The organism is Priestia sp. FSL W8-0524 (genome assembly GCF_038005965.1).
Classification (GTDB): Bacteria; Bacillota; Bacilli; order Bacillales; family Bacillaceae_H; genus Priestia; species Priestia zanthoxyli.
Map to the genome: position 1 here is coordinate 2,090,209 of NZ_JBBOUG010000001.1, position 13,171 is coordinate 2,103,379.

General features: G+C 36.1%; 13 protein-coding genes and 1 other annotated feature. Of the genes, 11 read left to right on the top strand and 2 right to left on the bottom strand.

Going from position 1 to position 13,171, the window contains the following annotated elements:
• The first annotated feature begins 11 nt into the window (after positions 1–11).
• The 8 genes from NST66_RS10475 to NST66_RS10510 all read left to right on the top strand — a co-directional run bounded on the left by NST66_RS10475 (position 12) and on the right by NST66_RS10510 (position 8,625).
• Complete coding sequence (locus NST66_RS10475) at positions 12–1,217, top strand: MFS transporter (protein WP_049164582.1); 1,206 nt, start codon at positions 12–14, stop codon at positions 1,215–1,217.
• A 247-nt stretch (positions 1,218–1,464) separates the two neighbouring features.
• On the top strand, positions 1,465–2,208 hold the full coding sequence (locus NST66_RS10480; RefSeq protein ID WP_157876215.1) for a helix-turn-helix domain-containing protein: 744 nt from the start codon (positions 1,465–1,467) through the stop codon (positions 2,206–2,208).
• Positions 2,209–2,337: 129 nt separating this feature from the next.
• Positions 2,338–2,922: an NAD(P)H-dependent oxidoreductase gene (locus tag NST66_RS10485; RefSeq protein WP_340843303.1), complete on the top strand. Its 585-nt coding sequence runs from the start codon at positions 2,338–2,340 to the stop codon at positions 2,920–2,922.
• Between the two features lie 312 nt (positions 2,923–3,234).
• Positions 3,235–4,497 carry an ATP-grasp domain-containing protein gene (locus tag NST66_RS10490; RefSeq protein ID WP_340843304.1) on the top strand — a complete coding sequence of 421 codons (1,263 nt, stop codon included), beginning with the start codon at positions 3,235–3,237 and terminating at the stop codon, positions 4,495–4,497.
• A gap of 15 nt (positions 4,498–4,512) precedes the next feature.
• Positions 4,513–5,073, top strand: a complete 561-nt coding sequence (locus NST66_RS10495; RefSeq protein ID WP_034266196.1) for a hypothetical protein — start codon at positions 4,513–4,515, stop codon at positions 5,071–5,073.
• Positions 5,074–5,105: 32 nt separating this feature from the next.
• Positions 5,106–6,044 (top strand): EamA family transporter, encoded by a 939-nt coding sequence (locus NST66_RS10500; RefSeq protein ID WP_034266198.1) that lies wholly within the window; start codon positions 5,106–5,108, stop codon positions 6,042–6,044.
• Between the two features lie 28 nt (positions 6,045–6,072).
• Positions 6,073–7,308 carry a DUF6421 family protein gene (locus NST66_RS10505; RefSeq protein WP_165636063.1) on the top strand — a complete coding sequence of 412 codons (1,236 nt, stop codon included), beginning with the start codon at positions 6,073–6,075 and terminating at the stop codon, positions 7,306–7,308.
• 15 nt (positions 7,309–7,323) lie between these two features.
• Positions 7,324–8,625: a valine--pyruvate transaminase gene (locus NST66_RS10510; RefSeq protein ID WP_340843305.1), complete on the top strand. Its 1,302-nt coding sequence runs from the start codon at positions 7,324–7,326 to the stop codon at positions 8,623–8,625.
• A 162-nt stretch (positions 8,626–8,787) separates the two neighbouring features.
• Here the strand turns inward: NST66_RS10510 and NST66_RS10515 are convergent, their stop codons facing one another.
• Together NST66_RS10515 and rpsN are read right to left on the bottom strand one after the other, a co-directional pair.
• Complete coding sequence (locus NST66_RS10515) at positions 8,788–9,180, bottom strand: (2Fe-2S) ferredoxin domain-containing protein (RefSeq protein WP_176344054.1); 393 nt, start codon at positions 9,178–9,180, stop codon at positions 8,788–8,790.
• A 91-nt stretch (positions 9,181–9,271) separates the two neighbouring features.
• Positions 9,272–9,541 (bottom strand): 30S ribosomal protein S14, encoded by a 270-nt coding sequence (rpsN, locus tag NST66_RS10520; protein ID WP_034266209.1) that lies wholly within the window; start codon positions 9,539–9,541, stop codon positions 9,272–9,274.
• A 266-nt stretch (positions 9,542–9,807) separates the two neighbouring features.
• Between rpsN and NST66_RS10525 the strand changes: the two genes are divergently transcribed.
• The 3 genes from NST66_RS10525 to NST66_RS10535 all read left to right on the top strand — a co-directional run bounded on the left by NST66_RS10525 (position 9,808) and on the right by NST66_RS10535 (position 12,516).
• On the top strand, positions 9,808–10,266 hold the full coding sequence (locus tag NST66_RS10525) for a cell wall hydrolase (RefSeq protein WP_049164594.1): 459 nt from the start codon (positions 9,808–9,810) through the stop codon (positions 10,264–10,266).
• Positions 10,267–10,408: 142 nt separating this feature from the next.
• On the top strand, positions 10,409–10,609 hold the full coding sequence (locus NST66_RS10530; RefSeq protein WP_034266212.1) for a hypothetical protein: 201 nt from the start codon (positions 10,409–10,411) through the stop codon (positions 10,607–10,609).
• Between the two features lie 164 nt (positions 10,610–10,773).
• Positions 10,774–12,516, top strand: a complete 1,743-nt coding sequence (locus NST66_RS10535) for a sulfatase-like hydrolase/transferase (protein WP_340843306.1) — start codon at positions 10,774–10,776, stop codon at positions 12,514–12,516.
• A 399-nt stretch (positions 12,517–12,915) separates the two neighbouring features.
• Positions 12,916–13,142, top strand: a binding site (T-box leader).
• Positions 13,143–13,171 lie beyond the last annotated feature (29 nt).

Consider the following 13,171-nt stretch of genomic DNA (forward strand, 5'->3'; position numbering starts at 1 on the left):
GGAGTGGGAAGATGAAAAAATTTGCGCTAGCTTCATATGCGCTTTATTTGTTGGGCGGATTAGTCATTACAGCCGTAGGATCCGTCTTACCGCAATTGTTAACACATTACCATGTGTCTTATACAGTTGGCGGGCAGCTTGTATTAGTAGGTTCTTTAGGATTTTTGATAGGAGTTCCGCTATCTTCTTTTCTATTAGGACGCTTCAGCGAAATGAATTTACTTACAATTTCCGCATTAATGATAGCACTATCACAAATAGGTATGCTTTTATTGCCTCCATTTGAGTGGATTATCGTATTCAATTTCTTAAATGGTATTGGTGTAGCGGCCTTGGAAGTAGTTGTAGCTACTTTAATGATGGAAGTATTTATCGGTAGAAGAGCTATTGTTATGAGTTATTTAGAAGTATCATTTGGCCTGGGTGCGCTGTTGATGCCGTTAATAGCTAGCTTATTGATTTCACAGAACAGCTGGAGGTATTCATTTTTTATAACCAGTATACTAGCTTTACTAATGGTTGTAGTCTGTAAAATGATTCCTTTTAAAAAAGAGACTGTTTCAACTTCAGAAAGCGGTGCTTCAGACGCCAACTCAGAACCTGCGCCTGTGCTTGCTAAAAATCAAAGATGGAAAATACTCGCTCTTTTTAGTGTAATGATTTTTATGTACGCCGGAGTGGAAAGCAGCATGAATAATTTTCTTTCGTCTATTTTTATCGTGTATCTAGATGTAATTCCATCACAGGCTACTTTAAGCATAAGCGTTTTTTGGATGGCTATGCTAATAGGACGAGTAGCTACTGGATGGGTTATTCGAATCGTTACATACGAACGCTATCTTTTTGGCAGCATTGGAGGAACAATTGTGAGTTTAGTGCTGTTTATCTTGTTAAAAGAAGCAGTAGCAGGCTATATTTTATTAGCGTTTTTAGGGCTTGCAATGTCAGGTATCTATTCGATAACGATGGTATATGCTAACCATACGTTTACCGGATCTGCTCGTATTGTCACCAGTTTAATTACTGGTTTTTCAGGGCTTGGAGGTGCTGTTTTCCCTGCGCTTATTGGCTTTACTATGGACGCAAGCGGCATTACCTCAGCGCTTTGGTACATAACAGCTTTTGCATGTTTATATCTTCTAGCGCTCTGTATCATTTTTTTCGTTCAGCGGGGTGCAAAACAGAAATCTAATAACCATTTACAGGCTATGAAATAAAGAGTTCGTCATAAAAGAAGTGAATCTATGGTTCACTTCTTTTTCTTTTTATTCTCTCTTTCGTTATAGTAATCAAAAAGGGTTCACATAAATTCAAACTAAAAAGTAAAAGATGGATATCTCTATAAAAAAGGAGCGCTATATGAAAGAAGTGAAGTTTAACTCAAATGACGTTTTGAGTCAAAAACAAGAAAATATTCAAATTATAAAAGCAGCAAACGTGCAGCCTTAACAAGCACGTGAAACGTTGGATAAACATTTGCTTCTTCTTCACCGTACCGCTAAGCCTGTTGCGATTCAAGAAACAGTAGCAGACAGCTTTCATGGAGGAGTAGCGTTTAAAAATGATATTAACTTTATTCCTGCGGGAGCTGACAGCACTTGCGAGTGGAAAGAACCGTTATCTTTTTTACGTGTTGAGTTAAATCCTCAAATCGTTAAAGAAATAGCTGATAAAGAAAGCTTATCTTCTAGCCTTGATCTAAGCTATTACCTTAGAAATCAAGATCATAAAATGCAGCAGCTTCTTTTGTGGCTTAATGAAGAGGTCGAACATGGGAATCCTCAAGGAAAACTTTACATTGACTCAGTTACAAATTTAATTATTTATCACATTTTAAAACAGCATAACGATAGTCAATCCAATTTTCTTAGTAAGACGCCGGGACTTGAGCATTTAAAAATAGCGATGGAATACATGCAAGATCACTATGCTGAATCTATTACATTAGATGAGTTAACTCGTTTATCTAATTTAAGTTCCTCTCATTTCATTAACAGCTTTAAACAAACGCTAGGCGTAACGCCCCATCAATACTTGCTTAAGATTCGAATTGAAAGAGCAAAAGAAAAATTACAAAGCTCCAGTTTGCCGCTTAGTGAAATTGCTTATGAATTAGGCTTTACAGATCAAAGCCACTTCTCAAAGCATTTTAAAAAAATAACGGGAATGTCCCCGCTTAAGTGGAAACAAAATTTTATACAAAAATAACCGAATTTTGTACAAGAAAACGACTTAAATATCTCCTAAAATAAACGTGTAAAGGAATTTAAGAGGAGATGTTTAAGTGAAAATCATCTCCGTACTATAAAAATTATACACAGTATAGGAGAGATCATAATGAAAGTATTAGTAAATATATTTCACCCTAATTTAGCAGAATCTAACGTTAATAAAGCGTGGATGAAGCGATTAGAGAAGGAAGATGTCACAGTTAATAATATCTATGAGCGCTATCCGAATTGGGAAATTGATGTAGAAAAAGAGCAAGAGCTTTTATTAAAGCATGACCGCATCGTTTTTCAATTTCCTTTTTACTGGTATAGTACGCCTCCGCTAATGAAGAAATGGTTGGACGATGTATTAACTTTCGGCTGGGCATACGGCACGAATGGCACCAAACTGCATGGAAAAGAATTTGTATTGGCAATTTCAGTAGGAGGTCCGCAAAAGTCATATAGAGCAGGAGGTTATAACAACTATACGATTAGTGAGTTAACAAAACCACTGCAACAAACGGCTAACTTAACGGGCATGAAGTTTCTTACTCACTTTGTTCAATACAATTCGGTTGTTGCTACGGAAAAAGAAATCAGTGAAAGTGCGGAAGGCTTAGTTCAGCATATAACAGATCCTGGATTAAACCCGGACGTCGCTTTAAAAAGAATACTAAATGAGATGGCTGAAAAAGATGTAACTTTATAAATGGTTACTATCTATTTTAATAAAAAACATAAAAAAGAAAGGTTGAATCTATGTCAACCTTTCTTTTTTTTATAAAAATTCTCATTAATTTTTTTCTAACAATATCTTTATAATCAAATAGCAAAATTCCTGCTTTTAATTTCGCCTTAGTACTAACCCTATAAACCATTCTTTTCTTTACCTTTTACCAATATATTAAATATTCTATATATTCCTAATATTATATAAAATTAAATTGACAAATATATGAAGCGGTCATTAGAATTTAGTCATCGAACAGTGAAGAGCTGTTTAAAAGTAGGGGGGAAGTACATGCCGTTACAAAATAAGCATCTAGCAGTTGTGTTACAAAATACATATTTACCGTTTATTTTTGAAGAAGCAGAAGCTCTCGGAATTAAAATGACGTTTTTTTATAACCAAGAAGAAGTAGAACCTAAGCATCTTAAAAACGTACAAAATTTCATACCCATTGATTTATTTCACACCTCAGGCAAAGCTCTTGAGATTATTAAATCAGAGCATCATAAAAATCCTTTTGACGGCATTATGACATTATATGAGCCTGCGTTAGAGTTTGTAGCTCAGCTGACAGAAGATTTAAACTTACCGGGCTTATCACCGTTTGTGATTAGTAACTGTCGCAATAAACAGAAAATGAGAGAGGTTTTAAAAGATAATGATCTTAACACTCCGTATTTTAAAGAGGTTGAAAATACGGAGGAATTAAAGAATCTTTCACTGCCTTATCCTGTCGTAGTAAAACCTTCTAACGGATTTTCCAGTCAAGGTGTATCACGAGCGAATAATAAAAAGGAATTGATTGACAGCATAGAAAAAGTGAGATGCGTAAATGAAGAAGACCTAAGTAAATTTACAAAAAATAAAACGGGCATGGTAATTGAACAATTTATAGACGGACCAGAGTTTGCTATTGAGACGTTTTCTGTAGAAGGAGAGATTTGTGTACTCTCTATAGGCTACAAAGGAAATTCCAAAGGGCCTTTTTTTGAAGAAGGTGTTTATATAGCTCCAGCTCCCCTAGAAGAAAACGTTTTGGAATCTATTTCGCAAGAAGCAGCTAGGGCAGCAACCGCTTTAGGGATTGAGAATGGCCCCGCCCATATTGAATTACGCTTGGACCCAGCAGGAAAACCTTATGTGATTGAAATAGGAGCGCGCATTGGAGGGTCTGGGATTTCTCATTATATCGTAAAAGAAAGTACAGGTATTAACTATATGGAGCTAGTTTTTCACTATGTATTAGGATTAAAACCTCCTGTATTAAAAAAGGAAAGAAAACGAAAGAAAGTGGTGGGCAACTACATTATCCCTGTGCAAGGCCATGGGATTTTTAAAGAAATTCGAGGCTTAGAAGACGTGCGTAGAGACACTGAAGTAAAAAGGGTTATTCAATTTATAACTGAGGGGACAGACATTTTACCATATCCGCACTTTTCAGGTTACCCTGGATTTATTTTAACCACTCATGACTCTTATTCCGACTGTGAACAGTATTACAGCTATTTGGATAACAAAGTAAAAATCGTTTATCAAAATAAAGTAAACGCATAGGGGGTATCAAAAGCTATGATAGTTGCAGAGTCGTCTAGTAAGAAAAATCAGCAGCTTCAAAAGATTAGTATTATCCATACCTTAGGGCCTGAAGGAACAAATTGTGAAAAAGCAGGCTATCTGTGGTTTGAACGCCAAAGCATACAAGGTCAGGTCTTTTTGCATCAAACGTTGGAAGAAGCTTTAGTTCATGTGAAAGAAACAGAGAGTTCTGCTCTTCTAGGCTGCGCGGTATATCCTTACTTACATGATATTGTGTTCAAAAATTTAACTAGTTTAGAGCTAGTAGATAGCTTTATTATGCCAACATATAGCATGGTTCTTGCCTCAAAAGAAGAGGTGATAACAAACAATAACCTATTAATCGCTTCACATCCTGCCCCTGTTGATTTAGCTCATTCCATCAGTCCCAATGTTCAGTTAGTAAATAGTAATGCTCAAGCGGCGATTGATTGCTTAGAAGGAAAGGTAGACGCATGTATTACAACAAGTAAAGCCGCTAACGAGCAGGGGTTAACAGTTGTAAAAGATTTTGGAGAAGTGCCGATGTGTTTTACACTTCACGGAAGAAAATAGGCTCAACTTAAAAAAAGAAATAAGGTGAAACAGTGATTTCTAAATTAACCCGTATTCATGTACATCTTTTGTTTTGTCTATTAGCCGTCATTGGAGGAACCACATGGGCTTTTCAAAAGACGGGATTAAAAGATAGCTTGCCTCTATGGTCAGCAGGTATGAGGTTTTTAATTGCTAGTTTAATAATTACCCTCTACCTCTTATTCACAAAAAAAATGTCCGTTTCAAAAGAAGTAGTAATCATTTCAGCATTAAACGGAATTTTGTACTTTGCTCTACCGTTTGGTTCTGTTTATTGGGCATCCGTCTATTTGCCAAGCGGGCTTGTTTCCGTTTTAGCTGCCAGCATTTCAGTATTTGCTCTTTTATTTAACCGCTTATTTAAAGGAACACCGGCTACAAAAGGACAAAAGATAGGTGTAGTCATGTGCTTAATTGGTATGAGCGTTGTATTTGGAAATCAGCTGTTTATACAGGGAAATGTTATCCAAATAGTAGCCATGATCGTCATTTTAATGGCTATGCTAGGTTCTGCTTTTATAACTGTTCAAGTTCAATCTCGCATAAAATCCTTGCCTATTATGACCTTTAATTCTTTTTCGATGCTAAGTGGAGGCGCTTGTTTACTGATTGTTAGTTTATTTATAGAGAATGGAAACCGCACTTTCTCTGGGGTTAGTCTTATCTCATTATTATACTTGGCTATTATAGGATCGGTCTTAGGGTTTTCTATTAATATTTATTTATTAAAAAAATGGCATATATCAAAAGCAACGGCGCATCTATTTATTTCACCGGTTATTGCCTTATATGTAGGATTTGTCTTTTTAGGTGAAACATTAAACAAACAGGTCTATATAGGTACAGCGTTTGTAATAGCGGGGGTTGTATTTATTAACTTAAAAAAGCAAATAGAGAAAAATACACATAACTCTACTCTTAAATCATCTAAAGATATTTCTGCTAAGTAGCTGTTCTAAAAAAAGGAGGGTTTTAATCATGTTAACAAAAAATCACACTCAAAGTTTAGTGGAGTTATTAAACGGTAAAATAGTACCTGCTCTATATGAGATAAGAAAATATCAGGGCCCAAATGGAGAGGTCAAAAGAAATTACGAAAAAGCTAGAGAGCTCTTATTAAAAGTAGTTGCTGAAACTGAAACAATATATAACTCTTTAAATTTACCTGAAGTGTGGCATGCATTAAAAAATGACGTATGTGATTGGATTGAAAGAGGACTCGATCAGTCTCCTTACTTTGATCAAACGTTAATTGCCTATAGCCCGCCTACAAACAGGGAAGCGACGTTCTTTTTAGGACCGATTGTAACGCCTAATGGCCCTACAAAAAGAGGATTTTATTTAGAAGCCTTTATCGCTGTTCGCGATGAACCTGAAATCATGAAATCCATCGAAGCAGACCTTCCTCATCCTAAAAATGGATGTGAATCTTTAAAGCTGTTGGCTGGTACTCAAGGATTTATGGAAGGAAAGTGTATTGTATTTTTCCCTGAGAATGTAAAAACAAAAGAAAAGGTAACAAGTCAAAACTTCGCGATATTTTTCTTTAATAAATTTCACAGCATATACAATGAGGATACATTAAAAAGAGCGTCTTCTATCTTTCCTGATTTTAACTTTAAATCTCATACTATGAATAGAGAAGACACTTATCAGGCAAGGGTAATCTGGGGATATCTGCATGATTATTACCATCACTGCGGAAATAAACCTTTTGACCAACATATACAGGCGAAAATGAATTTTTTTGCAGGCATACTAGAAGAAGTTAAAGTAGATTGCCAGACGGTGCTGACTCTTCATAAAAGAAAATATCCTTTTTGGGAAGAGATAACGGAATTTGTTCTCTTTGAACGCCTTTTAAGGTATCCTAGTCAGCATAATGCACCTCGAAACTTTGATTCTGGAACAGGTTTTTTTCTTTTTAGCTGGCTAGTTACAAATGGGCGTTCAATTTCCCGAAAAGAAGACCATGCTTATTTAGATTTAGACATGTGTTTGAAGGAACTAGACCTTTTAGTAAAAGAAATTGAACAACTTGAAACAATTCAAAGTGACTCTGGCTATAAAGAAAAAGCTGAACATTATGTTCGAAAATACTTATTACCTAGTGAGAACGATGATAAATTTATTATCCCGGACAATTACTTTATTAATCAGCAAAATAAAAAGATTGAAGTTCCATACTTACTATTCGATGACCATAATCTTTAAGGAGAAGGTGCACTAGTGACTGCTTTGCATTTGAGTAAAATAGGAAACAAAATGACTAATAAAGTAGGCGTTCGCGCGATTATGCATGACATCCAAGAAGTGCTCAATTCCGATCTCAATCAATATGTGAATTTAAGTGCTGGCAACCCCGCCATCCTCCCTCAAGTTTATGAAATGTGGGAAGAAGCTTTAAGAGATATTGTGAACGACAAACAATTAAAAAATTTGATTAGCCAATATGGTTCTAGCTACGGTACGCATGAATTAATTGATTGCATAAGAGAATACTTCTTTACGAATTATCGTATTAAACTGGACAGAGAACAAGTCTTGATCACGTCGGGAAGTCAAAATCTCTTTTTTTTAGCTTTAAATTCGTTTTGCGGTACAAGTAAAGAAGGAAGAGTAAAAAAAGCATTAATACCTATGCTGCCAGATTACGCTGGGTATAGTGGAGTCGCACTCGAGGAAGGTGTAATAGAAGGAATTCCTCCTATCCTTTCAAAGCTTGATCATCATACGTTTCGTTATGAATTTAACAAACAGGCATTCAAAGATAAAATAGCACAGGACCCAGATATCGGAGCTGTCGTATTATCAAGACCTAATAATCCAAGCGGCAACATCCTTTCCGAAGAAGCCGTACAGTTTATATCCAAAGTATGCAAGGACTATCACATTCCATTGCTAATTGATTCAGCGTACGCACCTCCTTTTCCGGCTATGAACTTTGTTGAAATGAATCCAATTATACATGGCAACATCATTCACTGCATGAGTCTTTCTAAAGCCGGCTTGCCTGGAGAGAGAATAGGGATTGCTATAGGGAAAAGTGACTTTATAAAAGTAATGGAAGCTTTTCAATCAAATATTTTGATTCACTCTTCTAGGCTAGGTCAACGAATGGTAGCTAACACCTTGAAGAGCGGGAAGTTAGCTGGAATTTCAGCTAACTATATAAGAACTCATTATAAACAAAAACATGACTATTTAAAAAATCTTTTAACTACACGTATGCCGGATGATATTCCTTGGTATTTGCATAAAGCAGAAGGTTCGTTATTTGGTTGGCTTTGGTTAGAAGGTTTGCCTTTTAGTGATAACGATCTATACAATAAATTAAAAGCAGAAAACTTGATTGTAGTACCAGGCGGATCATTCTTTCACGGTAGCCGATCTTCTTCTCACAATCAGGAGTGCATTCGTATAAGTCTTACTGCTACAGATGAGGAGTTAAAGAAAGGAATTGATATTCTTTCCTCAGTAGTTAAGAAAATATACAGTTCAGATCTTATATGTGAAACAGAAAAAATCTAATTTCTTAAAGGTTTAGAGGTAAAAAAGCCGTCCCGGTTGCTAGGGGCGGCTTTTTTGTTTAGATTAAGCAATAGACACATTAGAGAAAACAAACAGACATTTTTAATGATGTTTCTCTTTTAGTTGGTTACCTTTATAAGACCATGGTTTCACTGTTGTGAATTAAAGTTTTTTAGATACTTTGATGACCATTTCTTTTTGTTTTGAGATACCTTTAACAGTACCTTCTGTTCGCTGGAAACCTTCTCCGCAAAAGGTATGACTTGTTTTTTGGACAAAAAGTTGATCTGTCTTTAAAGAGTTAATAAGCTCTTGTGCATCATCAGGTTTCATATCTTTATACCAAATACCGTCTGGGTAGGAAATGACGACGCATTTATCATGGCATCTTCCGTTACATCGAGTACGAGTGGTGTGTATGTATTCGTCCAGTTCTTGATTAGCTATCTCGCTTCGAATCGCTTGTGTAACTTCTTCGGCACCAGCTCGATTGCAGCTGCTTCCATTGCAAATGAGAACGTGATGTTTCGTTTTATCTAAGTTCCATGTAGCCATGTTAATCTCTCCTATTAAAAGTAACGATTACGATTTATAACGTATACTAATTCCTTTTTTAGCAAAGAGGGCTTTTTACCTCATTAGAATTTTACCAGCTTGATTTTTTCACTCCAGGAAGCTGTCCCTTGTGAGCGAGTTCTCTAAATGCAATTCGCGAAAGCTTAAATTTACGTAAATATCCACGAGGTCTTCCCGTTACTTCACAGCGATTATGCAAGCGAGTAGAAGAAGAGTCTCTAGGAAGCTTTCGTAGTTCATTATAATTTCCTTCTTCCTTTAACTGTTTTCTTAACTTAGCATATTTTTCGACAAGTGCTTGTCGTTGCTTTTCTTTTGCTATTTTTGATTTTTTAGCCAAATAATCAATCCTTTATTAAATATTAAAGTCCTTCTTTCAAATCGTAATCATTACTATTTATATTGTTATATCATAAATGACTAAAGAATGAAATGCAACCCATATTTAATGAGTAAAGTTATATTTTTATATGCTGAAAAATAGTTAAAAAAATACGAGAATATACAATTTCTTTTGGAACTGGATAATTTTTTGCAATGAAAGACTCCTATATTTCTGCTAGCATATGAACCACGTCAAGAAATAGCAAGGAGGCTTTTATTTTTATGATGAAAAAACTAGTAATTGCTATCGCAATGCTTATCCCGAGTTTTGGTGCAGGTTACTCAGCATTTGCTGCAGCACCCGCTCATGAACAGCACATTCAAGTAAATAAAAATGATAAAGAACTATTAGCTCGTCTTGTATCAGCTGAAGCCAAAGGAGAGCCGTACGCAGGCAAAGTAGCCGTGGCAACAGTTGTATTAAATAGAGTCGATAGCAGCAAATTCCCTGACACTGTAAAAGGCGTTATTTATCAAAAAGGTCAGTACAGCCCAGTCAGCAACGGTCAAATTAATAAACCTGCAGACAAAGGTTCTAAAAAAGCTGTAGAAGAAGCAATTAACTTCCAAGGTCAAGGAAAAGGTTCATTATTCTTCTTTAATCCTGATAAAACAGGAGATCAATGGCTGCGCCAAAAACAAGAAACAATTAAAATAGGGAATCATGTATTTGCAAAATAATAAAAAAGCTAATGGCTAGCTACGTGCTGTCATTAGCTTTTTTAGTTATGTACATAGCATAAACAGTAGAACAACCTTCGAAATTAGAATTTTATGGTAAAATAAAAGAAGTCATTCGTAATTAAAAATATGAGGTGATAACTTGAAAGAGAATATGATGTTTGCTTGGATAGCTTCATGGTTAGCTCTTGTTGGTCAGCTCATTTTTTTTATGGGAGTAGCGCTTGTTACAGGGGATTGGCGCTACATGATGTGGAGTTTTATGATAAGCATAATTGTAGGTATACCTAGTATAATGGGTACTTATAAACGAAATCAGCAGCTAAAAGCATACAAAAAATAAGGAATATCGTATTGAAACGCGTTATGAAAGACTTAGAGAAATCCTCTAAGTCTTTTTTTGTTTGGGTATAAAAAGACATGAACCGTACTCCGTTCTTCTAAAAAAAGTACTTTTTACATAGTTTATCAATACAGAACATTTGATAAACACGCGGAGGAGTAAACATGAAGGAGCAGCCTAATTTTTTGTTGATTATGGTGGACGAAGAACGATTTCCACCCGTATATGAAAGTAAAGAAGTAAAAAAGTGGCGAAAAAAACATTTAAAAGCACATGAATTTTTAAAACAGCATGGAATGGGGTTTACTCGTCACTACGTCGGTTCTACAGCCTGTTCACCGAGTCGAGCTACATTGTTTACAGGGCAGTACCCTTCCTTGCACGGAGTGACCCAAACGCAAGGTATCGCAAAGAAGTCACAAGATCCTGATATGTTTTGGCTGCAGCCTAATACCGTCCCAACGATGGGAGATTATTTTAAGCAGGCTGGGTATCAAACCTTTTATAAAGGAAAATGGCATATTTCTGATGAGAACATCTTAATTCCAGGAACACATAACGTTTTTTCTAGCTACCAGATGCAAACAGGAATACCGGATCCAGAAAAAGAGCGCCTCTATCAACGGGCTAATAAGCTTGAAAAGTTTGGTTTTTCAGGGTGGATTGGTCCAGAGCCGGAAGGGAGAAACCCGCACAATTCTGGTTCATCTGCGGCCATTGGAGTGAGTGGACGAGACGAAATATATGCAGAGGAAATCATAGAGCTTATTCAACGATTAGAATATCAAAAGACTGCGCAGCCTTGGCTCATAGTAGCTTCGTTTGTGAACCCGCATGACATTGCGCTGTTCGGAGCAATCACCAAACACCTTGCTATGTTTCAGTTTTCTATTGATGAGACAATTCCGAACATCGAGCCGCCACCTACTATTAGAGAATCTTTACAAACGAAGCCTAGCGCTCAAAGCAGCTATAAATACATCTACCCAAAAGCGCTGCAGCCGACGCCAAATTCTAGTTTCTACCGGCGCTTATATTATCAGCTTCAAAAAAATGTTGATAAACAAATTTTGAAAGTCCTTCGGACTATAGAACAATCTTCGTTCTATGACAATACCATTATTATTTTCACGTCGGATCACGGTGATTTGCTTGGGGCTCACGGAGGACTACATCAAAAATGGTACAACATGTATGAAGAGTCGATTCACGTGCCGCTTCTCATTCATAACAAGCATTTGTTTCCTAGTTATCAACGTACAGACTTGCTGACTAGTCATGTTGACTTGATCCCGACAATGCTTAGCTTGGCTAATATCGATGTTTCCGCTGTTCAAAAGCAATTGCAAAAAAGTCATACGGAAGTACATCCATTTGTTGGGCGAGACCTCTCAGGAACGTTGCGAGGAGAAACATCGCTCCATCAAGAAAAAGCACCGATTTTCTTTATGACGGATGATGACCCCACAAAAGGACTTCACCAAACAAATTTTTTAGGAGAAAGCTATCCGTCAGTCGTTCAGCCTAATCACATTCAAGCGGTCATTGTGGAGTTTCAATCAGCCGCAGGAAAGGAAATCTGGAAATACGCTCGATACCATGATAATCCGCAATTTCGGTCAGCACCTAACGAAAAAGATGAAGTCATCCACCGAGAGCAATATGAAAGTTACCCGGTAGATCTTACTAACCTTAAAGAAACATCGGTTCCGGATCAAATTGAAATGTACAATTTGACCAAGGATCCGTTAGAAACAGTAAATTTGGCTTACCCGTATTTTTCAACAAATGAAACAAGGAAAATTCAGCGGCAGCTTGATGTTATTCTTAAAGAACAACTCAGGAAAAAACGGATTTTTCCGCAAAGTGGAAGCATGTACCAGGGGCTTCCGTCTAAAGATAGATAAAAAATAGTTTCGACGAGTTCAAGCCTAATATTGGTGTAAGTAGAAAAAGGTATATTTAATATTTTAGTATATAAATAAAAAAACTGATGATACTCGTGCTATGTTACTTATTCTGATTTGAGCAGTACTGGATTTTAATTCGTTAATAATACTTAGATAAAGCAAATAAGTGCTTGTAATATCTTTCTTTTTTGCCTTTATTTTTACAAAATAAAGGTAAAAACAAAATAAAATGCAGGTGTTAATATTATAATAAAAAACTTTTTAAGCCCATATATTCCTAAGTAACTTTTCGGGAATTTAAGCATAAATTAATTCTATAATATTAAAAAATAAAAATTATTTCTTGACTTCTGTAAAATTTATACACTATAATCACTTTTAACAACTAACAAACATTATTTGGCAATGAAAAGGACATGAATTAGGTGCCGTTTTCTTCGCAGAGAATAGGGTCAGCGGCTGGGAGCCCTTAAGAAATCATCTAATTTACCACCTTAGAGCTATTGCAGGGAATGTGCATAACTGAAACTGCAATCGGTAAAACCGTTATCTTTTTTGAGCGTAAAATGCATACAGGTATTTTACGGAATTAGGGTGGTACCACGACCGCATTCGTCCCTTCACTAGGGATGAGTGCGGTTTTTTATGTAGA